The organism is Streptomyces sp. C36 (assembly GCF_040932295.1).
GTDB classification, from domain to species: Bacteria; Actinomycetota; Actinomycetes; order Streptomycetales; family Streptomycetaceae; genus Streptomyces; species Streptomyces triculaminicus.
Window position 1 is genome coordinate 685398 of the sequence record NZ_JBFQGI010000002.1, and the last position, 23708, is coordinate 709105.

Below are 23708 nucleotides of genomic sequence, written 5' to 3' on the forward strand. Positions count from 1 at the left end.
CCGGCCGGGGGGAGTCGGTTCATGACACAGCGCACCGGGCGGCGCCCGCGTCCCGTACGGATGTCGGTGGAGCTGCCGCTGTGGCGCGCCCTGACCGGCTACCGCCTCCTGACGCTCGGCTACGCCCTCACGCTCTTCCTCCTCAACTACCGGGAGTACGCACATCCGGCCGGCGCGGCGCTCTACATGGGCGTACTCACCCTGTGGACGCTGCTGACCTGGAACCGCGTCACCTCGGCCGAGCGCTGCACGAAGTCGTTCCTGATCGCCGATCTGAGCATCGCGATCGCCGGAATCCTTCTCACCGCCGTCCTCGACACCGGCGAGCGCATCGCCGCAGGCTCGGCCACCCTCCCGTCCATCTGGGCGGGCGGCGCCGTCCTGGGCATGGCCATCAAGGGCGGCTGGCGCTGGGCGGCGGTCGGCTCCACGATCGTGGCCGTCGCCAACCTCGTCGAGCGCGGCGCCGCCGCCCGCGACACGGTCCACAACGTGGTCCTGGTGTGGGTCTCCAGCATCGCCGTCGGCTACATCGTCGAGGTCGCCCGCGCCAGTGAGCGCACGCTCGCCCGCGCCCTGCAGATCGAGGCGGCGACCCGCGAGCGGGAGCGGCTGGCCCGCGACATCCACGACAGCGTCCTGCAGGTGCTGGCCATGGTCCAGCGCCGCGGCGCGGCCCTCGGCGGCGAGGCCGCCGAGCTGGGCAGGATGGCCGGCGAGCAGGAGATCGCGCTGCGCACCCTGGTCGCCGGCGGCCTCGTGCCGCCGCAGCGGTCCGCCGAGCAGCTCGCCGAGGACGCCGAGCTGGTGGCCGCCGTGCGCCCCGCCCCGGCCCCGCCGGCCGGCCCCTGCGACGTCCGCGCCCTGCTCGCCCCGCACGCCGGGGCGACCGTCACCCTCTCCGCGCCCGGCACCGCGGTCCTGCTGGAGGCGGCAGCGGCGGCGGAGCTGGCGGCCGCCGTCAGCGCCGCCCTGGACAACGTCGCCAAGCACGCGGGCCAGGACGCCCAGGCCTGGATCCTGCTCGAGGACGAACCCGACGAGGTGATCGTCACCGTTCGCGACGACGGCCCCGGCATCCCCGAGGGACGGCTGGCCGACGCGGAGCGGGAGGGCCGCATGGGCGTCGCCCTGTCCATCCGCGGCCGGCTGCGCGACCTGGGCGGCACGGCCGAGCTGGTCTCGGTGCCGGGACAGGGCACCGAGGTCGAACTGAGGGTTCCGAAAGACCGACGGGGGAGCGAGGACACACGATGAGCACGGAGACAGCGCAGGTCAGGGTGATGGTGGTCGACGACCACCCGATGTGGCGCGACGCGGTCGCCCGCGACCTGGCGGCCGCCGGATACGACGTGGTGGCCACCGCCGGCGACGGCCCGCAGGCCGTCCGCCGCGCCCGGGCCGTCACCCCCGACGTGCTCGTGCTGGACCTCAACCTGCCCGGCCTGCCGGGCGCCGCCGTCTGCAAGGAACTGGTCGCCGAGCGCCCCGCCCTGCGCGTCCTGGTGCTCTCCGCCAGCGGCGAGCACGCGGACGTCCTGGAGGCGGTCAAGTCCGGCGCGACCGGCTACCTGCTCAAGTCCGCCAGCACCGAGGAGCTGCTGGACGCCGTGCGCCGCACCGCCGTCGGCGACCCCGTCTTCACCCCGGGCCTGGCCGGGCTGGTCCTCGGCGAGTACCGCCGGCTCGCCGCCGACCCGGCCCCCGCCGCCCCCGACGAGCCCAAGGCGCCGCGGCTCACCGACCGCGAGACAGAGGTGCTCCGCCTCGTGGCCAAGGGTCTGTCCTACAAGCAGATCGCGGAACGCCTGGTTATTTCCCACCGCACGGTGCAGAACCATGTGCAGAACACCTTGGGCAAGCTCCAGCTGCACAACCGCGTGGAGCTCGTCCGCTACGCGATAGAGCGAGGCCTCGACGACGCCTGACCGCCCCTTCCGCGGCCGGGCGTGCGTACCGGCGCGAAAGAAGGGTGTCTGTCATGCGGATCGGAGTGCTCACCGGCGGCGGCGACTGCCCCGGGCTCAACGCGGTCATCCGTGCGGTCGTCCGCAAGGGCGTCCAGGACCACGGTCACGACTTCATCGGCTTCAAGGACGGCTGGCGCGGGCCCCTCACGGGCGCCGTCGCCGAACTCGGCATCCCCGCCGTGCGCGGCATCCTGCCACGCGGCGGCACCATCCTCGGCTCCTCACGGACCAATCCGTTCAAGGAACCGGACGGCGTCCGCCGGATCAAGGAGAGCCTCGCCAAGCACGAGGTGGACGCCCTGATCGCCATCGGCGGCGAGGACACCCTGGGCGTCGCCTGCCGGCTCCACGACGAGTACGGCATCCGCTGCGTCGGCGTGCCCAAGACCATCGACAACGACCTGTCCGCCACCGACTACACCTTCGGCTTCGACACCGCCGTCAACATCGCCACCGAGGCCATCGACCGCCTGCACACCACGGCCGAGTCCCATATGCGCGTCCTCGTGGTCGAGGTCATGGGCCGGCACGCCGGCTGGATCGCCCTGCACTCCGGCCTCGCCGGCGGCGCCAACGTCATCCTCGTCCCCGAGCGGCGCTTCGACGTCGACGAGGTCTGCGGCTGGGTCACCTCGCGCTTCGGCGCCAGCTACGCCCCGATCGTGGTGGTGGCCGAGGGCGCGATGCCGGTGGACGGCGACCTGGTGCTCAAGAACGCCTCCCGGCAGGACTCCTTCGGACACGTCCGGCTGTCGGGCGTGGGGGAGTGGCTGGCCGAGGAGATCGAACGACGTACGGGCAAGGAGGCCCGTACGACCGTGCTGGGCCATGTGCAGCGCGGCGGGACGCCGAGCGCGTTCGACCGGTGGCTGGCGACGCGGTTCGGGCTGCACGCCCTGGCCGCCGTGGACGGCGGCCACTTCGGGACGATGGTCGCGCTGCGGGGTACGGACATCGTCCGTGTCCCGCTGGCCGAGGCCACCGCCCGGCTGAAGACGGTGCCGGCCGCGCTGTACGAGGAGGCGAAGGTCTTCTTCGGCTGACCGCGCCCACCCGCCCGGAACGTCATGACGGCGTTCCGGGCGACGGGCGGGCGGGTCAGACGAGGACGGCGGCCAGCAGCTCCGCCACGATCGCCGACCCGTTCAGCGTCAGCACCGACTCCGGGTGGAACTGGACGCCGCCGAACGTGCCCCCGCGCACCGCGTGGACGTCTCCGGTCGTCGCGTCGCGGCTCACCTCGATGCCGTGCATCGCCAGCTCCTGGGCCACGGCCTCGTCGCAGCGCGCCGTGAAGGTGTTGTAGAACCCCACCGTCTCCTCGCGCCCGAAGAAGTCGATCCGCTCCTGCGCCCCCTGGAAGGGCACGTGCTTGCGCACGATCTCCAGCCCCAGCTCCGCCGCGATCAGCTCGTGCCCGAGGCAGACGCCGAGCAGACCGTGGTGGTGTGCCCGCAGCAGTCCGGCGGTCAGCTCGCGCAGCATCCGCATCTTGGGGTCGGCCGTGTCCGAGGGGTTGCCGGGGCCGGGGCCCAGCACCACCGGGCCCTCGTGGCGCAGCGCGGCCTCGGGCAGGCCCGGCTCGTCGTAGCGGCGCACGGTCACCGTCAGCCCCGAGGTGCGCAGCAGATGGGCGAGCATCGCCGTGAAGGTGTCCTCGCCGTCGACGATCAGCGCGTGGCCGGTCAGCGCGGCGGTGGGCGCGCCGGTGCGCATCCGCAGCCAGAACGGGGCCAGATCCGCCCGGCGGGCGTCCAGCGCGGCCCGTACCCGGGTGTCGTCGCCCAGCCGTACGGCCGGGGCGGCCGCCGGGCGTACGGCGGCCGGCCGGACGCCGAGGGCGGCCAGGACGCCCGCCGCCTTGGCGTGGGTCTCGGCGACCTCGCCGTGCGGGTCGGAGTGGCGCACGAGCGTGGCGCCGACGGACACCCGCAGCCGGCCGCGAGGGTCGATGTCGGCGGTGCGGATGAGGATGGGGGAGTCCAGGGTCTGCGCGCCGCCGGCGTCGCGGCCGATGAGGGCGAGGGCGCCGGCGTAGTAGCCGCGGCCGTGGGGCTCGTGGCGCTGGATGACCCGGCAGGCGTTCTGGACGGGCGAGCCGGTGACGGTGGCCGCGAACATGGTCTCCTTGAGCACCTCGCGCACGTCCAGCGAGGAGCGTCCCCGCAGCTCGTACTCGGTGTGCGCGAGGTGGGCCATCTCACGCAGCCGGGGGCCGACGACCACGCCGCCCATGTCGCCGACGGTGCACATCATCTTCAGCTCCTCGTCCACGACCATGGACAGCTCCTCGACCTCCTTGCGGTCGTGGAGGAAGCCGAGCAGGTCCTCGGCGGTGGGGCCGCCGGCCGGGTAGCGGTAGGTGCCGCTGATGGGGTTCATCACGACCGTGCCGCCGGTCATCCGGACGTGCACCTCGGGGCTGGCGCCCACCAGGGTGCGGTCGCCGGTGTGCACCACGTACGTCCAGTAGGCGCCGCGCTCGCCGGCGAGCAGGCGGCGGAAGAGGGCGAGGGCGTCGGCGGCGGCGAAGCCGGGGATCTCGCCCTCGAACGTGCGGCGGATGACGAAGTTGGCGCCCTCGCCGGTGCCGATCTCGTCCTCGATGACGCGCTCGACGACGCGCGCGTACTCCTCGTCGCCGACGTCGAACGCGCCGCCCTCGACCCGCACGTCGTGCGTGGGCAGGGCGTCGAGGGCCTCGGCGAGCGGCAGCTCGTGGGTCTCCTCGGGGCGCAGGACGAGCAGCGGGGTGCCGTCGTCGCGCACGTCGAAGCCGCGCTCGCGGATCTGGCGGAAGGGGATGAGGGCCAGCGCGTCGTGCGTGGGGCCGCCGTGCGCCGCGGGCCCGGTGGGCAGCGGGATGTCGCCGAGCCGGTCCGCCTCGGTGACGGGGCCGAGCAGCAGCTCGACCGTGTCGCCGGGCAGGCCGGGGGTGCGGCGGTGCAGCAGGGCGAAGGGCGGGTGGCCGGGGGCGGTCAGCCGGGCGAGGAGGGCGGCGGCTCCGGTGGTCATACGAGGTTGTTCCTTCCTGGGAGGAGGAACGGCCCCGGGCCGGCGTCCGGGAGAACGCCGAAGGCCGCCCCTCGGGGCGGCCTTCGCGGATCGTTCGGGAGTACGCGCGATCAGTGGGCCGCCGGAGGAGCGGTCCACCACCAGTTCTGCTTCTGGTTCGCGAGCACGTACATGCGGCGCACCCTACCCGACGACCCGGCCGCGCGTCCCGCGGTCTCCCGGAGCGTCGTCCGGCATTTGTCTCAGAATTCGTCTCACAGTCCGGTCCCGCCGCTGGACGCCCTCGCCGACCCCGTAATGTTGAGGGCGTGACCGTGAACGCTGAAATCCACGCCGGTGGCAACACCTGGCGCTCCCTGCCCGCGGCGCAGCAGCCTGACTGGCCGGACCAAGAGGCTCTGCGCGATGTGATCGCCGAGCTCGAGTCCTATCCGCCTCTCGTCTTCGCCGGCGAGTGCGACCAGTTGCGCCAGCGCCTGGGAGCCGTCGCGCGAGGAGAGGCGTTTCTGCTCCAGGGCGGTGACTGCGCGGAGGCCTTCGACGCCGTCGGCGCCGACCAGATCCGCAACAAGCTCAAGACCCTGCTGCAGATGGGCGCGGTGCTCACCTACGCCGGGTCCGTGCCCGTCGTGAAGGTCGGCCGCATCGCCGGCCAGTACAGCAAGCCGCGTTCGAAGCCGACCGAGACCCGCGACGGCGTGACCCTGCCGACCTACCGCGGCGACTCCGTCAACGGCTTCGCCTTCACGCCCGAGGCCCGTACGCCGGACCCGCAGCGACTGAAGCGGATGTACCAGGCCTCGGCCTCGACGCTGAACCTGGTGCGTGCCTTCACCACCGGCGGTTACGCCGACCTGCGCCAGGTGCACGCCTGGAACCAGGACTTCGTGAAGTCCTCGCCGTCCGGTCAGCGCTACGAGCAGCTGGCGCGCGAGATCGACCGGGCGATGAACTTCATGAACGCCTGCGGGGTGGACCCGGAGGAGTTCAAGACCGTCGAGTTCTACGCCTCCCACGAGGCGCTCGTGCTCGACTACGAGTCCGCGCTGACCCGTGTCGACTCGCGCACCGGCCACCTCTACGACGTATCGGGCCACATGGTCTGGATCGGTGAGCGCACCCGGCAGCTGGACGGGGCGCACATCGAGTTCGCCTCGAAGATCCGTAACCCGATCGGGGTGAAGCTCGGGCCGACCACGACGCCCGAGGACGCCCTCACGCTGATCGAGCGGCTCGACCCCGAGCGCGAGCCCGGCCGTCTGACGTTCATCACCCGGATGGGCGCGGACAAGATCCGCGAGAAGCTCCCCACCCTGGTGGAGAAGGTCACGGCGTCCGGCGCCCAGGTGGTCTGGGTCTGCGACCCGATGCACGGCAACACCTTCGAGGCCGCCTCCGGCCACAAGACCCGTCGCTTCGACGACGTCCTGGACGAGGTCAAGGGCTTCTTCGAGGTCCACAAGAGCCTGGGCACCCACCCGGGCGGCATCCACGTGGAGCTCACCGGCGACGACGTCACCGAGTGCGTGGGCGGCGGCGACGAGATCTTCGTCGACGACCTCCACCAGCGCTACGAGACGGCGTGCGACCCCCGCCTGAACCGCAGCCAGTCCCTGGACCTGGCCTTCCTGGTCGCCGAGATGTACCGCGACCAGTAGGGGTGGCCTTTCATCACCGTCGGTGACGACCGTGGGGCGCGGATCTGTGATCCGCGCCCCACGGCGTTGTGGCCGTCCGCCGGGGCGGGTAAGGTAAGGGTAACCTTATTGATCAACTCGGCCCCCGGGCCGGCGCAAGGCGGTGACGCGTGTACGTCTGCTCGTGCTTCGGCATTACGGAGCGGCAGGTGCGCGAGCACGCGGACAAGGGTGCGTGCACGCCCCGGCAGATCGCGTCCGCCTGCAAGGCCGGCACCGACTGCGGCGGCTGCGTACGCCGCATCCAGGCCCTGCTCGGCCGGGGCGCCTGCCCCCGCCGGGAGCTCACCGACCAGGGCGAGGCCGACGTGCTGGGCGCCGACGAGGCGCTCCTGACGGCCTCCGCCGCGGCCGCCTGAGCCGGCGGCCTCCGAGTCGACGGGGTCAGTCGCTCCCGCCGTTCTCCTGCTCGATGAACTGCGCGAGGTAGAGCGGCTCGCCGAGCTTCTCGATCAGCTCCAGCTGGGTGTCCAGGTAGTCGATGTGGTCCTCCTCGTCGGCGAGGATCGACTCGAAGATGTTGGCCGAGGTGATGTCGCCCTTGGCCCGCATGACCTCCACGCCGCGCCGCAGGCGGTCGATGGCCTCGACCTCGACCTGCCGGTCGGCCTGGAACATCTCGGTGACCGTCTGGCCGATCCGGACGTGGAAGAGCCGCTGGTAGTTGGGCAGCCCCTCCAGGAAGATGATCCGGTCGGTGAGGGTCTCCGCGTGCCGCATCTCGTCGAACGACTCGGCGCGCGTATGTGAGGCGATCTTGGTCCAGCCGTGGTGCTCCTGCAGCTTCGCGTGCAGGAAGTACTGATTGATGGCGGTCAGCTCGGCAGTCAGCTGTTCATTGAGGAACTCGATGACCTCGGGGTCGCCCTGCATCGCAGAGGCTCCTTCCCAGCGGAACGGCAGGTTGCGCGCATCCTCGCACCGCCCCGGGGGGTCGTCCAGTAAGTGCACACTTAGTGGGAGTTGTCCAGATAACGCAACCCCCGGTCATCAGCACCCCCCACGGTCTGACACCATTGAGCCATGGGGCCCTCGAAGAACACCGAAAGCCGCAAAGGGGAGAATCTTCAGCTGCCCCCGGGGCAACGGCTCCAGCGCGGATGGCCGGTGACCCACTACGGCCCGGTGCCGAGGTTCAAGCCGGACCGCTGGGAGTTCCGCGTCTTCGGCGCCACGGCGGGCGGTGACAAGCACTGCTGGACGCACGAGGAGTTCTCCGCGCTGCCGTACACGACGGTGGTCGCGGACCTGCACTGCGTCACGAAGTACAGCATGCTCGGCGCCGAATGGGGCGGGGTCTCCACCCGTACGATCCTCGAACTGGCCCCGCCCGCACCCGAGGTCACCCATGTGATGGTGTGGGCCGAGTACGGCTTCAGCTCGAACCTGCGGCTCGCCGACTTCACGGCCGAGAAGACCATGTTCGCCACCCACAAGGACGGCGAGCTCCTCACCGCCGAGCACGGCTTCCCCGTCCGCCTGGTCGTCCCGCACCTCTACGCCTGGAAGGGCCCCAAGTGGGTCCGCGGCGTGGAGTACATGACCGCCGACCGGCGAGGCTTCTGGGAGGAGCGGGGCTACCACAACATCGGCGACCCCTGGAGCGAGCAGCGCTACTCCTACCAGGAGAAGCCCGGCGAGGGCCCGGAGCTCTAAGCTCCCCGCCCCCTGGCCCGTCAGCCGTCGCGCAGTGCCTTCAGCCGCGCCACGTCCGCGGCGTGTCCCTCCTTGCCGCCGGGCGTCTCGATCGTCAGCGGCACGCCGGCCGTCGCCGCGTGGGCGAACAGCTCGGCGAAGGGCTCGGCGCCGATGTGGCCGGATCCGATGTTCTCGTGCCGGTCCTTGTGCGCGCCGACGACGTCCTTGGAGTCGTTGGCGTGGATCAGCCCCAGCCGGCCCTCGCCCACCACGCCGACCAGCTCGTCGAGGGCCAGCTTCATCCCGCCGGGCCCCGCCAGGTCGTGCCCGGCAGCGAAGGCGTGGCAGGTGTCCAGGCAGACGCCGAGCCGGGGGTGGTGCTCCAGCGCGTCGAAGTACGGCCCGAGGTCGTGCACCCAGGAGCACAGCGACGCGCCCTGACCGGCCGTCGGCTCCAGCAGCAGCCGCGGGTCGTCGTCGTGGGTGAGCTCCTCCAGCAGCGGCAGCAGCCGCTCGTGGACCTGCTCCAGGGCCTCGCGCCGGGGGCGGCCGCCGGTCGCCGAACCGGTGTGGACCACGACGCCGCGCGCCCCGATCTCCCGGCCCCGGCGCAGCGAGTGCCGCAGGGACTCCACGGACCGATCGACGGTCGCCTCGGTGTGCGAGCCGAAGTTGATCAGGTAGGGGGCGTGGACGAAGACGGGGATCCCCGCGTCCGCGCAGGCCGCCCCGAACTCCTCGTCCTGCCGGGGGTTGCCGTCCGGGGTCGCCCAGCCGCGCGGGTTGGCGACGAAGACCTGTACGGCCTCGGCGCCCATCTCCCGGGCGTAGGGCAGGCCCACCCGGGCGAGGCCGCCGGCCACCGGGATGTGGCCGCCCACGGGGTTGCGGGCGGGGCCGGGCGGAAGGTCGGGGCCGGAGCTGGTGATGTTCATGATCCTGTTCAGATGCCGCTCTTCATACGGATGACGATGGTGTCCCCCTTGGCGGCCCGCTCGCCGCCCCGGACCGACTGGCTCTCGACGGAGTCCTTCGGGAAGAAGAACGGCCGCTCCACCTTCACCCCGAAGCCCGCGTCCGTCAGGGCCTTCCGGGCCACCGCCTCGCTCTTCCCGGTGACGTCGGGGACCGCGATCATCTCCTTGCCCTTGGAGAGGGTGACGGTCACGGCGTCGCCCTCGGCGGCCTGCGCCCCCTTGGCGGGGGACTGCTGCGCCACGGAGCCCTGGGGCCGGTCGGAGAAGACCTGGTCGTCCGAGACCTTGACGTCCAGGCCCGCGTCGCGCAGCGCCGAGGTGGCGGCCGCGGCGGACAGCCCGGTCACGTCCGGCACGCTGATCTGCCGGCCCTGGCTGACGACGAGCGCCACCGCCGAGTCCGGCCTGCGCTCCACGCCCGGCTTGGGGTCGGTGGCCAGCACCGAGCCCTTGGGCGTCTCGTCGCTGAACTGCTTGCTGATCTCGCCGACCGTCAGCCCCTGGCCCTCGATCTTCTTCTTCGCCTGGTCCAGGGTCATGCCGACGACGTTGGGCACCTCGGCCTTCTGCGGGCCGCGCGAGACCGTCAGCTTCACCTTGCCGGTGTTGCGGATGCGCTCGCCCGGCTTGGGGTCGGTGGCGACGACGTGCCCGCGCTCGACGGTGTCGCTGAAGGCCTGGTCGGTGCGCACCCCGAGCCCGGCCGCGTCCAGCTTCTTCTCCGCCTCGGCCTGGGTGAGGTCCAGGACGCCGGGTACGGAGGTGAACTGGCCGGAGTTGATGTACCAGACGCCGGTGCCGGCCAGCACGGCCAGCAGGGCGCCCAGCGCGGCGATGATCCAGCGGCGCGGCGGCAGCCGGCGCGCGGCTCCCCGCGGCCCGGGCGGCCCGGGCGGCGGGGCCTGGACCGGCGGCGTGGAGGGAGCCGGGACGCGCTCCAGCCGGGTGGTGTGGTGGAGCTCGTCCTCGCCCCGCGCGGGCACGATCACGCGCGGGATGACGCTCGTACGGTCCTCGGAGCCCACGGATTCCGCGGCGGGAGCGGCGCCCGGCGGCTCCGCGTCCAGCTGCTCGTCGGTCAGGGCGGCGCGGGCCTCGCGGACCATGCCCAGCAGCTCGACCGCGTCGACCGGGCGCCGCCCGGCGTCCCGGGCGGTGGAGGCGGCCACCAGCGCGTCCAGCCGCGGCTCCAGGCCGGGCACGGCGGCGGACGGCGGCGGCACGTCCTCGTGAAGGTGCTGGTAGAGGATCTGGGCGGCGGTGCCGCCGCTGTGCGGCTTGGCTCCGGTGAGCATCTCGTAGAGGACGACGCCGCAGGCGTAGACGTCGGCGCGGGTGTCGGCCGTGCCGTGCTCGATCTGCTCGGGGGCGAGGTAGGAGACCGTGCCCAGCACCGAGCCGGTGCTGGCGGTGGTGTTGGTGTCCACCGCCCGTACGAGACCGAAGTCGGCGACCTTGACCCGGCCGTCGTCGCCGATCAGCACGTTCTCCGGCTTCATGTCGCGGTGCACCAGCCCCGCCACATGGGCCGCGCCCAGCGCGGCCAGGATCGGCTCGGCGATGTCGAGCGCCGCGCGCGGGCGCAGGGCGCCGCGGTCGCGCAGCACGTCGCGCAGGGTGCAGCCGGCGACGTACTCCATCGCCAGGTAGACGTACGGGCCGTCGGTCCCCTGGTCGAAGACGCTGACCACGTTGGCGTGGTCGAGCCGGGCCACGGACCTGGCCTCGCGGATGAAACGGTCCACGAAGGCCTGGTCGGCGGCGAGCGAGGGGTGCATCACCTTGAGCGCGAGCACCCGGTCGAGCCGGGTGTCCAGGGCCCGGTAGACCGTGGCCATGCCGCCCACGGCGACCCGCGCCTCGACGCGGTAACGGCCGTCGAGCAGGTGATCGACGAGGGGGTCCGGCAGGGTCGTATCCACGGCACACGAGTCTACGAGTCGCGAGGCGCGACCTGGACGGTGTGCGCCCCGCTCGCTCGTTCTATAGCCGAACGGTGACAGGAACGGCTGGTCGGAAGCTCATCGGAACGCCGGACGCTCCGGGTCGAGCCGCGCCATGCCGTCCACCGGCGACGACGCCTCCGCGAAGTGGCGGCGCGGGATGCGCCCGGCACGGTGTGCGAGCCGCCCGGCCTCCACCGCGTGCCGCATCGCCTCCGCCATCAGCACCGGCTCCTGCGCCCGGGTGACGGCCGAGGCCAGCATCACCGCGGCGCAGCCCAGCTCCATGGCGAGCGCCGCGTCCGAGGCGGTGCCCGCCCCGGCGTCCAGGATCACCGGCACCTCGGCCCGCTCGGTGATCAGCTGGAAGTTGTGCGGATTGCGGATGCCCAGGCCCGAGCCGATGGGCGCGCCCAGCGGCATGATCGCCGCGCAGCCCACGTCCTCGAGCTTGCGGGCCAGCACCGGGTCGTCATTGGTGTACGGCAGCACGGTGAAGCCGTCGTCGACGAGGATCTCGGCGGCGTCCAGCAGCTCGATCGGGTCGGGCAGCAGGGTGCGCTCGTCGGCGATCACCTCGAGCTTGACCCAGTCCGTGCCGAGCGCCTCACGGGCCAGCCGGGCGGTGAGGACCGCCTCGCCGGCGGTGAAGCAGCCCGCGGTGTTCGGCAGCACCCGGATGCCGTGCTTCTCCAGGACCGACAGCACGGAGCCGCGCACGGTCGCGTCGAGGCGGCGCATGGCGACCGTGGTCAGCTCGGTGCCGGAGGCGATCAGGGCGCGCTCGAGCACGTCGAGGCTGGGGGCGCCGCCCGTGCCCATGATCAGCCGGGAGGTGAAGGGGGTGTCCGCGATGGTGAGCAGGTCGTCGGCCATCTGTGCTGATCAGCCTCCCTGGACGGCGGTGAGGACCTCGACCCGGTCGCCGGCGGCGAGCGGGGTGAGCGGCCACTGGCCGCGGGGGACGACGGCCTCGTTGACCGCCGCGGCGACTCCGCCGTGCGCGGTGGTGAGACTCGCCACGAGCCCGTCGAGGGTCGTCCCGGCGGGGACGTCGCGGTGCTCGCCGTTGACGCTGATGCTGTGGGTGATGACGTCGCTGCCGGTCATGCGGGCTGCTCCTGGAATGCGTGGGTGAAGCGTCGGGGGGAGAAGGGGCGGGCCTCCTCGGGCAGCCGCCCGGTGGTCAGCACCTCGGCCATCACGTCGCCGGTGACCGGGGTGAGCAGCACGCCGTTGCGGTAGTGGCCGGTGGCCGCGAGCAGCCCGGGCAGGGCGGTGGGGCCGAGCAGCGGGGCGTTGTCGGGGGAGCCGGGTCGCAGCCCCGCGCGGGTCTCCACCAGCGGCAGCTCGGTGATGCCGGGCATGAGCTCGTGGGCGTCGCGCAGCAGCTCGTAGACGCCGCCGGCGGTGACGGTGGTGTCCCAGCCGAGCTCCTCGCTGGTGGCGCCGACGACCAGCTCGCCGTTCTCGCGCGGCACCAGGTACACCGGACAGCCGCGCACCACCGCCCGTACGGTGCGGGAGAGGAAGGGCCGGTAGGCGTCCGGCACGCGCAGCCGCAGGACCTGGCCCTTGACCGGGCGGACCGGGGGCAGCACGTCCTCGGGCAGCCCCGCCAGGCGGCCGCTGAGGCTGCCCGCCGCCAGCACGGTCTGGCCGGCGGCCAGCAGGGTGCCGTCGGCGAGCTCGGCGCCCACCGCGCGGCCGCCGGCCAGCAGCGCCCGTACGGCCTCGTGGCGGTGGAAGACCACCCCGGCCCGCTCACAGGCAGTCAGCAGCGCCCGGGACAGGCGCCGGGGGTCGGTCTGGTGGTCGCCGTCCACCCGCAGCCCGCCGCGCACGCCGGGCGCCAGCATCGGCTCCAGACGGCGGCATTCGCGCCCCGACAGCCACTGCGCGTCCAGCCCGGAGCGCAGCTGCAGCTCGTGCAGCTCGCGCAGATGGGCCCGGTCGTCGGCGTCGAGGGCGACGGCGAGGGTGCCGCAGGCGCGGTAGCCGGTCTCCACGCCGCTGGCCTCCTCCAGCTCGGCCGTGAACGCCGGATAGCGCCGCGCGGAGGCGAGGTTGAGGGCGAGCAGCGTCTGCTCGCCGTAGTGCAGTTCGGTGACGGCGGCCAGCATTCCGGCCGCCACCTGGGCCGCGCCCTGGCCGGGCGCCGGGTCGGCGACCGCCACGCGCAGACCGCGCTGGGCGGCGCGCCAGGCCGTGACCAGGCCGATGACGCCGCCGCCGATGACCAGAACGTCACGGGTGTGCCGCGCGTGCATGGGCTTCCAGCCCCTCCCTTCGCCGGCATGACCCGGATCAGGTTCGTACGGTCGGAGGCCGTCCAGCCTCCCTCTCAGCCCGGTGCGTCCGGGCTCCCGCGAGTGCTTGCAGCGGCCACAGTAGTACGCGCCGAGGAGGGGCCGGAAGGGCGGCCCACGCGTAGTTCGTGGTGATCGGACCCCCAAACATCGTGACGCTGTGTCAGAGGTCTCGTCACCGGTTGCTCCGACGGACGCAGGTCGCCGTCCTACAGTTGATCGCGTGAGCGAGCAGACGAACACCTCCAGTGACCGGCGCGTCGTCATCGTCGGCGCGGGCATGGCCGGGGTGCAGACCGCCGTCGCCCTGCGCGAGCAGGGCTGGAAGGGCGCGATCTCCCTGCTGGGCGCCGAGCCCCACCCGCCCTACGACCGTCCCCCGCTGTCCAAGGCCGTGCTCCTGGGCAAGGCCGAGGGATCCGCCTTCGAGGTCGATTTCGCCTCGCTCGGCATCGACCTCGAGCTGGGCCGGGAGGCCACCGGCCTGCGGGCGGACGACCACGTGCTGGAGACCGCGCGGGGGCCGGTGCCTTACGACGTGCTGGTCGTCGCCACCGGCGCCGAGCCCATCACCCTGCCCGGCAGCGAGGGCGTGCCCGGCGTCCACGTGCTGCGAACCCTCGACGACGTCGAGGGACTGCGCCCGGTGCTCGCCGGGCAGCGCGACGTCGTCGCGGTCGGGGCCGGCTGGATCGGCGCCGAGTTCGCGACGGCCGCGCTCGAGGCGGGCTGCCGGGTGACCGTGGTCGAGGCCGCGGACCGGCCGCTGGCGGACGCCATGCCGCCCGAGGTCGCCGGCCACATGGCCGAGTGGTACGCCCACAGCGGAGCCCGCCTCCTGACCGGCGCGCGGGTGACGGCGGTGGAGGAGGGCGCGGTCGTCCTCGACGACGGCACCCGCCTGCCGGCCGGCGCGGTGGTCGTGGGCATCGGCGCGCGGCCCGCGACGGCCTGGCTGGCCGGTTCCGGCATCGAGCTCGCGGAGGACCGCTCCATCGCCGCCGACGACCGGCTGCACACCTCGCTGCCGGACGTCTACGCGGTCGGCGACTGCGCCTCCTTCCCCTCCGCCCGCTACGGCGAGCGGCTGCTGGTCCACCACTGGGACAACGCCCTGCAGGGCCCCCGGACCGTCGCCGGGAACATCGTCCACGGCCCGGCCGAGGGGCCGGTGTACGACCCGGTGCCGTACTTCTGGTCCGAGCAGTTCGGGCGGTTCGTGCAGTACGCCGGGCACCACGCGCGCGCCGACGAGCTCGTCCGGCGCGGCGACCCGGCCGGCGCGGCCTGGACGGTGTGCTGGCTGCGGGCGGGCGTCCTGGTGGCGCTGCTGGCCGTGGGGCGCCCGCGCGACCTGGCGCAGGGCCGCAAGCTCATCGAGCAGGGGGCGGTGCTGGACCGGTCGAAGGCCGCCGACGCGTCCGTGCCGCTGAAGTCCGCAGTGCTCTGAGGGGCCGGTGGGGTGACCTCGGGGCCGGTTCGGGGACCGGCTCGGGTCAACCCGGCTACCGACTGTCAGTCGCGGATGGCAGGCTTGTCCCTGTGACCGAGATTGACGCAAAGATCGATGCTCTCGTCCCCGCCTGGCTCAACCTCCCCGACATCGCCGAAATGCTCGATGTCGAGGTGACGCGCGTCCGGCAGCTGGTCAAGGAAGGCCAGCTGATCGCCGTGCGCCGTGGCGAGAACCGAGTGCTCATGGTGCCCGCCGAGTTCATCGGCGAGGGCAAGGTGGTCAAGGGCCTGGCCGGGACCTTGACGCTGCTGCGGGACGACGGCTTCAGCGACCAGGAGATGCTGGAGTGGCTCTTCACCCCCGACCCGACCCTGCCCGGCACCCCCGCGCAGGCGCTGCGCGAGAATCGCGGCACGGAGGTGAAGCGCCGCGCCCAGGCGCTCGCCGTCTGAGCCTTCCGACCGCGGAGGGGTAGAGAGAAAGACCGTCCGGTGTACGGGTCCGGCAGCCCCGGCCCGTACACCGCCGACCCGGGGGGAGACACCCGAATGTCCGTCACCGCGCGCGAGCGGCTCGCCGACGCCCGGCTGTACCTGTGCACCGACGCGCGCAGGCGCCAGGGCGACCTGCCGCAGTTCCTCGACGCGGTGCTCTCCTCCGGAGTGGACATCGTCCAGCTGCGCGACAAGGGCATGGAGGCGGGCGAGGAGCTGGAGCACCTCGCCGTGTTCGCCGAGGCCGCCCGCCGTCACGGCCGGCTCCTGGCGGTCAACGACCGCGCCGACGTCGCGCACGCCATCGGCTCCGACGTGCTCCACCTGGGCCAGGGCGACCTTCCGGTGCCCGCCGCCCGCGCGATCCTCGGCGAGGACGTGCTGATCGGCCGCTCCACGCACGCCGAGGCCGAGGTCGACGCCGCCGTCGCCGAGCCCGGCGTGGACTATTTCTGCACCGGCCCCTGCTGGCCGACCCCCACCAAGCCCGGCCGCCACGCCCCGGGCCTGGACCTGGTGCGCTACGCCGCCGCGCTCGAGCCCGTACGGCCCTGGTTCGCCATCGGCGGGATCGACGAGGGCAACGTCGACGAGGTGCTCGCCGCCGGTGCCCGGCGGATCGTGGTGGTGCGCGCCATCACCGAGGCCGACGACCCGGCGGCCGCCACCGCACGGCTGGCGAAGCGGATACGCGCGCACGAGGGGTAAGGGCTGGCCGTCCGGCTCCTCGTGAGACGCCCGGCGTCCAAGGAGTGGGACGGTCGGTGGACAGTCGCCCGGCGAACAGGACATTTCGCCTATTCGGTTGGGGGGTCCACGGACCCGCTGGTTAACTTGCCGGTATGGCCCTTGGCACTGCCTCCACCAGGACAGACCACGCGCGCACCGTGCGGGAGCTGCTCGCCTCAGGCGAGCGGTCGTACTCCTTCGAGTTCGCCGCCCCGAGGACGGCGAAGGGCGAGCGGACGCTGTGGAACGCCATCCGCCGGATCGAGGCCGTCGGACCGACCTTCGTCTCGGTCACCTACGGCGCCGGCGGCTCCTCCCGTGAGGGCACCGTCCGGGCGACGGAGCGCATCGCGACCGACACCACGCTGACCCCGGTGGCCCACCTCACGGCGGTCGACCACTCCGTGGCCGAGCTGCGCAACATCATCGGCCAGTACGCCGACGTGGGCATCCGTAACATGCTCGCCCTGCGCGGCGACCCGCCCGGCGACCCCATGGGGGAGTGGGTGCGTCACCCGGACGGCGTGCGCTACGCGGCGGACCTGGTGCGGCTCATCAAGGAGTCGGGCGACTTCTGCGTGGGCGTCGCGGCCTTCCCCGAGATGCACCCGCGCTCCACCGACTGGGAGACCGACATCGGTCACTTCGTCGACAAATGCCGGGCGGGCGCCGATTTCGCCATCACCCAGATGTTCTTCTATCCCGAGGACTATCTCCGGCTCCGCGATCGGGTAGCGGCAGCGGGTTGCCAAACTCCGATCATTCCGGAAATCATGCCGGTCACCAACGTGCGCCAGATCGAACGATTCGCGCAGCTCAGCAACGCGGCCTTCCCGCCGGACCTCGCGGAGCGGATCCTCGCGGTGAAGGACGACGCGGCCGCTGTACGCTCGATCGGAATCGAGTACGCGACGGACCTGTGTGCCCGATTGATGGCCGAGGAGATCCCCGGGTTGCACTTCATTACCCTGAACCACTCAACGGCCACGTTGGAAATCTACGAGAACCTGGGGCTGCACCAGCGGTCCTGACACGGTCGGCCGGCGGACGGGCGGCCGCACGAGAGGGGCGTTAATGGGCTGGACGGTCCTCTACATCGCGTTCGGCATCGTCGCGCTCTGGCTGCTCGGCGAGGTGCTGCTGCAGTACAAGGCGCGGTTGCGCTGGCGGCTCCTCGCCTTCGTCGGCTTTCTCGGGGTCGTCGCCGGAGTCGCCGTACCGTCCGTGGCGGTCATCGTCGTGGGCGCCCTCGCCTTCGGCGTCGGCCAGACCTTCGTGACCCTCTCGTTCCGTCGTGGCTTCTCGATGGGCTGGGCCCTGCGCCGCAAGGAGGAGGACGGCGGCCCCGAGAGCGCGCCGAAGGGCAAGAGCGCGCCGAGGGGCAGGGGCAAGGGCAAGGGCAGAGCCGCGACCGAGAGCCGGGCCGGGTCCGGGCGCCGCCGCAAGGGCGAGCGTCCCGCGCCCGCCGCACCGTCCGCCGCTCCCGAGGCCACCGGCCCGTCCTCCGGCCCCGACGCGCCCCCGCCCGCCCCCGGCCTGGACGCCGCCGCCACCGAGCTCATGCCCGCCGTGCCCCAGCAGCCCACGGCCGAGCAGCCGCACCCCGGCTACGACCCCGCCGGCGCCGACGACAACGTCTTCGGGCACACGGACGGCTACGGCGACCAGGCCTCCTCCGGCGCCCCGGCCCAGGGCGGCTACGCCGGCCAGTACGACTACGGCCAGGGGCAGTACGCCTCGTACTCCGACCCGTACATCGGCAACCGCCCGCAGTCCTACGAGCAGTACGACGTGTACGGGCAGCAGCAGCCGTACCCGCAGCAGCAGCAACAGCAGCAACAGCAGCAGCAGTACGGCGGCGGAACCCCCGCCGCCGGGGTGTACACGCCGCAGTACGACTTCGACACCCCGCCCGGCGGCGTCTGGGTGCCGCAGCAGCGCGACAACGACACCCCGCCCTCCGGCCAGGGCGGGCAGCAGCAGTACCCGCCGCAGCAGGCGCCCGGCCACGGCTACGACGAGCAGCAGCACTACCGCTACTGACGCCCGGCGCGGCCGCCTACTGCGAGCCGCGCCAGTCGGCGCCGTCCACGATCAGCCCGGCGACCAGCGCACCGGACATGCCCGCGTGCGCCAGACCGCCGCCGGGGTGGGCGAAGCCGCCCGCCAGATACAGGCCGGGCAGGCCGGTGACGTTGCCCGGATGCAGGAACGCCCCCTCCGCGCCGGCCAGGGCCGGCGCGGGCACGCCCCCGCCCTCGGCCCCGGTCGCCGCCCGGGTGTCGGCCGGCGTGCGCACCTCGTGCCACATCAGCCGCTTCCGCAGGTCCGGCACGGCGGCCTCGGCCGCCCGGATCACCCGCTCGGCGAAGTCGGCGGACACCCCGGGCGCCGACCAGTCCACCCGGCCGTGCGGGGCGACCGTCGCGGTGAGCGTCACCGCCTCGTGGTCGTCGCCCGGGCGCGTGGTGGGGTCGTCCGGCCGCAGCACCGTCACCGTCGGCCCGTGACCGGACCCGCCGCGCTCGCCGAAGACGGCGTCCAGCTCGGCGCCGCGGCCGGCCGCGTGGACCACCGTGCGGTGCGCGGTGCCCTCCGGCCGGGCGCCGGAGAGCGCCAGGAACACACCGAACCTGCCGGCCGGCGCGACGGGGGCCGCGGACGGCCGCCCCTCCACGCCCGGCGCGATGGCCGCCAGCCGGCCGGGCGCGACCGCGGCCACCACCATGTCGGCCTCGGCGACGCCGCCGTCGGCCAGCCGCACCCCGGCCGCCCGGCCGTCCTTCTCCACCAGGCCCACGACCTCGGCGCCGAAGAAGAACTCCACGCGTCGCGCCAGGCACCGCTCGTACAGGGCGTCCGCCAGCCCGCGCAGGCCGCCGCGCACGTACCAGCTGCCGAAGGTCTGCTCCATGTACGGCAGCACGGTCGCGCTCGCGGGGGCGCGGCGCGGGTCGAGGCCGTACGCCAGGGCGTGGCTCTCGAGCAGGGCGACGAGGCGGGGGTCCTTCAACTCCCGCTCGGCCACGGCCGCCAGGGTGGCGGGCGCCGCCCGCCGGAAGAGTCCGCGCCGGCGCACCGCCGGGTACGGGTCGCCGCCCAGGGCCCCGGCGGTCTCCGCGCGCAGCGGCTCCTCCAGCAGCGGACGCCGCGTGGCGTCCCAGACCTCGCGCGCCCGGTTGACCAGATCGCTCCAGCGCTCGCCCGCGCCCGGGCCCACCGCCGCGTCCAGGGCGGCGACGACGCCGGCCCGCGAGGCGTTGGGCAGCGAGACGTCGGTGCCGTCGGGGAAGACGTGCCGGCTCGCCGGATCCACCTGGACCAGCTCCAGGCACTGCTCCAGCGACTCCTTGCCGGTCTTGACGAACAGGTCGCGGTAGACGGCGGGAAGGTGCAGCAGCCCGGGGCCGGTGTCGAAGACGAACCCGTCCCGTGCCAGCCGCCCGACGCCGCCTCCGTGCGTTCGTCCCTGTTCGTACACCGCCACCCGGTGGCCCGCGACGGCCAGCCGGGCGGCGGCCGCCATCGCGCCCATCCCGGCGCCGATCACCGCAATCCGTGCCATGCGCCGACTGTATCGGCACCCGGCGGCCCGGCCCGCAACACGGCCCCGCACCCGTCCGCCCCGGTGCCGGGGGCTCAGGGGATGAGTACGCGTACCTAGGCGCACGGATGAGTACGCGCGCGGATGGGCCGGACCCCTCCCACCGGGGAGAGTAGGGGGCACGGAAGGGACGCCCGGGCCGGCACCGCCGACACGGGGCGGCGGAACGGCGCGGCGGCCCTGCCGTACGGGGGGAACGGGAGCCCCACGGGGGCTCTGGGGGAGTTACGGGGGAACGCTGCCCCGGTGCGGATCGAGGGGGATCGGTCCGCACCGGGACGGCGGACGCCCACCGTCCGCGCGCCGGTCAGCGGCCGCCGCCCACCCGCCCCTGCAGCAGCCGCGACAGCGCCGAGTGCACCTCGTCGATCGACCGCTCCGGCTGGAACGACTGCCAGTCCAGCGCCGCCACCAGCACCATCCCGAACAGCGCGGACGCCGTCAGCGGCACGTCGATCTCATCGCTCAGCTCGCCCTCGGCGACCGCCTCGCGCAGCACCGACTCGATCACCGCTATCGCTCGGGAGCGGACCTGCATCAGCGTCGACTGCCAGGCCCGGTTGGTGCGCCACAGCTCGGCGACGTAGAGCTGCATGAGCGCCGGGTAGCGCGTGATGAAGTCGAGTCCGGCCCGGATCATCGCGTCGAGCGCGTCGACCCGGCTGCCCCCGCGCTCGGCGCTCTCGTCGGCGGCCGCCTGCAGGGAGTCCGTCAGCAGCTCGATGCCGTGCCGCAGCAGCTCCTCGAAGAGCACGGTCTTGCTGGCGAAGTTGTAGTAGACCGTGCCCTTCGCCACTCCGGCGCGCTCGGCGATCTCGTCCACCGTCGTGGAGGAGAAGCCCTGCTCGGCGATGAGGGTGACCGCCGCCTCGAAGAGTCTGCGCCGGGTGTTCCGGCGGCGTGTACTGCTGCTGTCCATGAGAGTGATTCTCCCTGTACGCGCGGTGTCCGCGCTCACAGACTCAGCTCCGGGTGCAGCCGGCTCACGGACCACACCTGCTTGCCGCGAGCGGACCAGGCGGTCAGCGCGAGGGCGCAGGCGGTGAACGCCGCCAGGACCGCGCACGCCCGCCACACCGGCGCGAGCCCGCCACCGGTGATCAGGTGGCGCAGCCCCTCGACTACGTAACTCATCGGCAGGAAGGGGTGGACGGCGTTGAAGAAGCCGGGGCTGGTCTGAACGGGATAGGTGCCGCCGGCCGAGGTCAGCTGGAGCATCAGCAGGGCGAGGACGAGGATGCGGCCGGCCGGGCCGAAGCGGGCGCCCAGCCACTGCACGATGGCGGCGAAGCACGCCGTGACCAGGGCGAGGAAGGCGACCGTGCCGGTGGCGTGGGCCGTCCGCAGCCCCAGCCCCCAGTGCAGGACGGCCAGCAGTGCGCCCGCCTGCAGCACGCCCACGGCGACCACCGGCAGCCAGCCCGCCAGGGCGATCCGCCAGGCGCCGGCACCGGCCGCCAGGGCCCGCCGGTTGAGGGGCGGGATCAGCATGTAGGCGACCATCGCGCCGACCCACAGCGACAGCGGGATGAAATACGGGGCGAAACCGGTGCCGTAGTTGGGCGCCTTGTGCAGCGCCCCGCCGGCCAGCCGCACGGGGTCGGCCATCATCTCGGTGTGCGCGTCGCGGTCCTTCTTGCCGTAGTCGGGTATCCGGGCGGCGCCGTCGCGCAGTCCTCCGGCGAGCCGGGAGGAGCCGTCGGACAGCTTCACCATGCCGCTCCGGAGCGTGCCCGCGCCCTCGCGCAGCTTCCCGATGCCGCCGTCGAGCTCGGTGGCGCCCTTCTCGGCGGTTCCCAGGCCCCTGTTCAGCTGTCCCGCGCCGGTGTGGATCCGGCCGGCGCCGTCGGCGACCTTGTGGGCGCCCTGGTTGAGGGTGTTGACGTCGCGCACCGCGCCGTCGATGTCCCGCGCCAGGTCCGGGGCCTCCTTGGCGAGCCGCAGCGCGTAGGTGCGCAGGGAGTCCAGCTCGCCGGGGAGCCGGTCGAGTTCGCCGTTCCTGTTCTGTACGAGCGTGTCCAGCTTCGCCGCGCCGGCCGCGGATTGGCGGGCGGCGAAGACGGCCTTCTTCAGCTCGGGGCAGTACGCGGCGGCCCCCTGGGGCGGGCACTGCCCGGCGTACGCCGCGGACAGCGCGGCCGCGCTCTTGCGGGCGGCCTCGGCGAGCGCCGCGGTGGTGGTGGCGGACGGCAGGTCGTCCAGGTGCTCGCGCAGCAGCTTCGCCTGCCCGGCCACGAAGCGGGCGGTCGTGCCGATCTCCTTGGCGTGCCCCTTGACGAAGGCCCCTTCGTCGCGGGCCGCGGCGTTGACCTTGTCCGCCAGCTTCTGGGTGCCCGCGGCGACCTTTCCCGCGCCGGTGGTCAGTTCGCGGGACGCCGCATCGAGGGTGCCCGCGCCGGTGTGGAGTTCGCCGACGCCGTCCTCGAGGGTGCCGCTGCCGTGTTTCGCCCGATTCAGCCCGTCCTTGAGGTCGCCGGCACCCTTGCCCGCCTTGTCGATGCCGTCCTCCAGCCGGCCGGCGCCCTCCGCGGCCTCGCCGGTCTTCCCGTGGAGCTCGGAGAAGGAGACGAAGATTTTGTCGTAGAACGAGCGGGAGGCCTTGCGGGACGCGGCCGCGCGGACCTCGGAGAAGACCGTGCGGGAGATCTGCCCGACGATGTAGTTGTTGGCGTCGTTCGTACGGACCTCGAGCGCGCCGGCCGCCGGGGAGTCGCCGGAGGCGGAGGCGAGGCGCTCGCTGAAGTCGGCGGGGATGGTCAGCGAGAGGTAGTACCTGCCCCGCTCGACGCCCGCGCGGGCCTCGTCCGCGCCCGTCTCGTGCCACCGGAACGACGAGCTGTCCCGCAGGCCCGCCGCGATCGAGTCGCCTGCCGTGAGCCGGTGGCCGTCCACGGTGGTGCCACGGTCGGCGTTGACCAGGGCGACGGGCACCTTGTCCAGGCGCCCGTAGGGATCCCAGAACGACCACAGGTACAGGGCGCCGTAGAGCAGCGGCAGCAGCAGGAGCGCCACGAGCGCGGCCCGGGGGAGACGGCCCCTGCCGAAGCGCCTGAGTTCAAGCGCGGCCAGTTTCGGCGAGCGCACCGGAGGCCCCTTTCTCTCGCTTCTCTCGCTTCTCGTGCTTCGCGTGCTTCTCGTGGTCACGGGCCCGGACGACGACCGCCCCCTCGGGAGGTTCGCCGCACACCGCGAGCACGGTCGGGCCCGCGGCGGCGAGCGAGCGCAACAGGGCCCACACCTCCTCGCGTTCGGCGGGGGAGAGCTTGAGGTCGGCGTCGTCCACGGCGATCAGCCGCGGCCGGCCGACGAGCGCGAGGGCGAGCGAGAGCCGCAGCGCCTCCACCCGGCCGAGGTCGCGGACGGCCGTGGCGGCGCCCCTGGGCAGGGCCGGCACCTCGAGACCGGCGGCGGCGAGCGCCGCCTCGGCGTGCGCGCGTTCCTCCCGCGCGCGGGCGCCCCGGCGGAGCGGGCCGAGCAGCGGGCCGCCGAACCGCCGCCGCAGCAGGGTCCGTTCCCGCAGGTGCTCGGCGACGGTCAGGGCGGGGTCGAGTTCGGTGACGCCGGGGACGTGCGCGAGCGCGCTCAGCGCGCGGACGGCGGACATCCTCCGGGGCAGCGGCAGGCCCGCGACCGCGGCCGTGCCCGAGGAAGGACGCATGCGGCCGGTCAGCGCGAGCAGAAGACAGGTGCGGCCCGAGCCGGACGGGCCCGTGACGGCGACGAGCGAGCCGGGCTCCGCTCTCACCTCCACGCCGCGGAAGACCCAGCCGCGAGGGCCCTCGAGGCCGAAGTCCTCGGTTGTGATCGCGGCTCCGTGCGGGGTGTCGTCCATGCGACCTCCAACAACTTGCACTGACCGGTCAGTGCAAAAAGTAT

Annotated in this window: 23 protein-coding genes and 1 riboswitch; of the genes, 11 read left to right on the forward strand and 12 right to left on the reverse strand. The window is 73.5% G+C overall.

Annotation, left to right across the window (positions count from 1 at the left end; genetic code table 11):
* Positions 1-21 precede the first annotated feature (21 nt).
* From macS to AB4K12_RS08735, 3 genes are read left to right on the forward strand one after another with little or no spacing between them, the layout of a single operon-like run.
* Positions 22-1257 carry a MacS family sensor histidine kinase gene (gene macS, locus AB4K12_RS08725; protein WP_368433632.1) on the forward strand — a complete coding sequence of 412 codons (1236 nt, stop codon included), beginning with the start codon at positions 22-24 and terminating at the stop codon, positions 1255-1257.
* The gene (locus AB4K12_RS08730) at positions 1254-1928 is read left to right on the forward strand and encodes a response regulator transcription factor (protein WP_086571604.1); all 675 of its coding nucleotides are present in this window, start codon (positions 1254-1256) and stop codon (positions 1926-1928) included. The genes macS and AB4K12_RS08730 overlap by 4 nt, the downstream gene beginning before the upstream one ends.
* 53 nt (positions 1929-1981) lie before the next feature.
* A complete protein-coding gene (locus AB4K12_RS08735) occupies positions 1982-3013 on the forward strand; it encodes a 6-phosphofructokinase (RefSeq protein ID WP_368433633.1) in 1032 nt (343 codons plus the stop codon).
* Between the two features lie 55 nt (positions 3014-3068).
* Here AB4K12_RS08735 and AB4K12_RS08740 read toward each other — a convergent pair whose 3' ends face one another.
* A complete protein-coding gene (locus AB4K12_RS08740) occupies positions 3069-4985 on the reverse strand; it encodes an anthranilate synthase family protein (RefSeq protein ID WP_368433634.1) in 1917 nt (638 codons plus the stop codon).
* 110 nt (positions 4986-5095) lie between these two features.
* On the reverse strand, positions 5096-5158 hold the full coding sequence (locus AB4K12_RS08745) for a trp operon leader peptide (RefSeq protein ID WP_362259266.1): 63 nt from the start codon (positions 5156-5158) through the stop codon (positions 5096-5098).
* 135 nt (positions 5159-5293) lie between these two features.
* Between AB4K12_RS08745 and AB4K12_RS08750 the strand changes: the two genes are divergently transcribed.
* Both AB4K12_RS08750 and AB4K12_RS08755 read left to right on the forward strand, forming a co-directional pair.
* Positions 5294-6643: a class II 3-deoxy-7-phosphoheptulonate synthase gene (locus tag AB4K12_RS08750; protein WP_362259024.1), complete on the forward strand. Its 1350-nt coding sequence runs from the start codon at positions 5294-5296 to the stop codon at positions 6641-6643.
* Positions 6644-6792: 149 nt separating this feature from the next.
* A complete protein-coding gene (locus AB4K12_RS08755; RefSeq protein WP_368433635.1) occupies positions 6793-7041 on the forward strand; it encodes a bacterioferritin-associated ferredoxin in 249 nt (82 codons plus the stop codon).
* A 25-nt stretch (positions 7042-7066) separates the two neighbouring features.
* On the opposite strand, the gene bfr is transcribed toward AB4K12_RS08755, so the two are convergent.
* Positions 7067-7555: a bacterioferritin gene (gene bfr, locus AB4K12_RS08760; RefSeq protein WP_368433636.1), complete on the reverse strand. Its 489-nt coding sequence runs from the start codon at positions 7553-7555 to the stop codon at positions 7067-7069.
* A 150-nt stretch (positions 7556-7705) separates the two neighbouring features.
* On the opposite strand from bfr, the gene AB4K12_RS08765 reads away from it, so the two are divergent.
* The gene (locus AB4K12_RS08765; RefSeq protein WP_368433637.1) at positions 7706-8338 is read left to right on the forward strand and encodes a sulfite oxidase-like oxidoreductase; all 633 of its coding nucleotides are present in this window, start codon (positions 7706-7708) and stop codon (positions 8336-8338) included.
* Positions 8339-8358: 20 nt separating this feature from the next.
* Here the strand turns inward: AB4K12_RS08765 and AB4K12_RS08770 are convergent, their stop codons facing one another.
* The 5 genes from AB4K12_RS08770 to thiO all read right to left on the reverse strand — a co-directional run bounded on the left by AB4K12_RS08770 (position 8359) and on the right by thiO (position 13510).
* The gene (locus AB4K12_RS08770; protein WP_368433638.1) at positions 8359-9255 is read right to left on the reverse strand and encodes a deoxyribonuclease IV; all 897 of its coding nucleotides are present in this window, start codon (positions 9253-9255) and stop codon (positions 8359-8361) included.
* A gap of 8 nt (positions 9256-9263) precedes the next feature.
* Positions 9264-11219 (reverse strand): Stk1 family PASTA domain-containing Ser/Thr kinase, encoded by a 1956-nt coding sequence (gene pknB, locus AB4K12_RS08775; protein ID WP_368433639.1) that lies wholly within the window; start codon positions 11217-11219, stop codon positions 9264-9266.
* A gap of 99 nt (positions 11220-11318) precedes the next feature.
* Positions 11319-12116: a thiazole synthase gene (locus AB4K12_RS08780; protein ID WP_368433640.1), complete on the reverse strand. Its 798-nt coding sequence runs from the start codon at positions 12114-12116 to the stop codon at positions 11319-11321.
* 9 nt (positions 12117-12125) lie between these two features.
* A complete protein-coding gene (thiS, locus tag AB4K12_RS08785) occupies positions 12126-12350 on the reverse strand; it encodes a sulfur carrier protein ThiS (RefSeq protein ID WP_086572769.1) in 225 nt (74 codons plus the stop codon).
* The gene (thiO, locus tag AB4K12_RS08790) at positions 12347-13510 is read right to left on the reverse strand and encodes a glycine oxidase ThiO (protein WP_362259008.1); all 1164 of its coding nucleotides are present in this window, start codon (positions 13508-13510) and stop codon (positions 12347-12349) included. The genes thiS and thiO overlap by 4 nt, the downstream gene beginning before the upstream one ends.
* Positions 13508-13620, reverse strand: a riboswitch (TPP riboswitch). It overlaps the preceding gene by 3 nt.
* A gap of 152 nt (positions 13621-13772) precedes the next feature.
* Between thiO and AB4K12_RS08795 the strand changes: the two genes are divergently transcribed.
* The 5 genes from AB4K12_RS08795 (at position 13773) to AB4K12_RS08815 (ending at position 18271) form a co-directional block, all read left to right on the forward strand.
* Complete coding sequence (locus tag AB4K12_RS08795) at positions 13773-14999, forward strand: NAD(P)/FAD-dependent oxidoreductase (protein WP_368433641.1); 1227 nt, start codon at positions 13773-13775, stop codon at positions 14997-14999.
* A 92-nt stretch (positions 15000-15091) separates the two neighbouring features.
* A complete protein-coding gene (locus AB4K12_RS08800; protein ID WP_086572772.1) occupies positions 15092-15457 on the forward strand; it encodes an Rv2175c family DNA-binding protein in 366 nt (121 codons plus the stop codon).
* Between the two features lie 96 nt (positions 15458-15553).
* Positions 15554-16207 (forward strand): thiamine phosphate synthase, encoded by a 654-nt coding sequence (gene thiE / locus AB4K12_RS08805; RefSeq protein ID WP_362259005.1) that lies wholly within the window; start codon positions 15554-15556, stop codon positions 16205-16207.
* Positions 16208-16341: 134 nt separating this feature from the next.
* Positions 16342-17259 carry a methylenetetrahydrofolate reductase [NAD(P)H] gene (gene metF, locus AB4K12_RS08810; protein WP_086572775.1) on the forward strand — a complete coding sequence of 306 codons (918 nt, stop codon included), beginning with the start codon at positions 16342-16344 and terminating at the stop codon, positions 17257-17259.
* Between the two features lie 43 nt (positions 17260-17302).
* Entirely contained in the window at positions 17303-18271 is a 969-nt protein-coding gene (locus AB4K12_RS08815) for a hypothetical protein (protein WP_368433642.1), read from the forward strand.
* 16 nt (positions 18272-18287) lie between these two features.
* On the opposite strand, the gene AB4K12_RS08820 is transcribed toward AB4K12_RS08815, so the two are convergent.
* From AB4K12_RS08820 to AB4K12_RS08835, 4 genes are all read right to left on the reverse strand, one after another.
* Complete coding sequence (locus AB4K12_RS08820; protein WP_368433643.1) at positions 18288-19793, reverse strand: phytoene desaturase family protein; 1506 nt, start codon at positions 19791-19793, stop codon at positions 18288-18290.
* 346 nt (positions 19794-20139) lie between these two features.
* A complete protein-coding gene (locus AB4K12_RS08825; RefSeq protein WP_086566058.1) occupies positions 20140-20751 on the reverse strand; it encodes a TetR/AcrR family transcriptional regulator in 612 nt (203 codons plus the stop codon).
* A 35-nt stretch (positions 20752-20786) separates the two neighbouring features.
* Positions 20787-22916, reverse strand: coding sequence for a YhgE/Pip family protein (locus AB4K12_RS08830; protein WP_368433644.1), 2130 nt, complete (start codon positions 22914-22916; stop codon positions 20787-20789).
* Complete coding sequence (locus AB4K12_RS08835; RefSeq protein WP_368433645.1) at positions 22888-23664, reverse strand: ATP-binding cassette domain-containing protein; 777 nt, start codon at positions 23662-23664, stop codon at positions 22888-22890. The genes AB4K12_RS08830 and AB4K12_RS08835 overlap by 29 nt, the downstream gene beginning before the upstream one ends.
* Positions 23665-23708 lie beyond the last annotated feature (44 nt).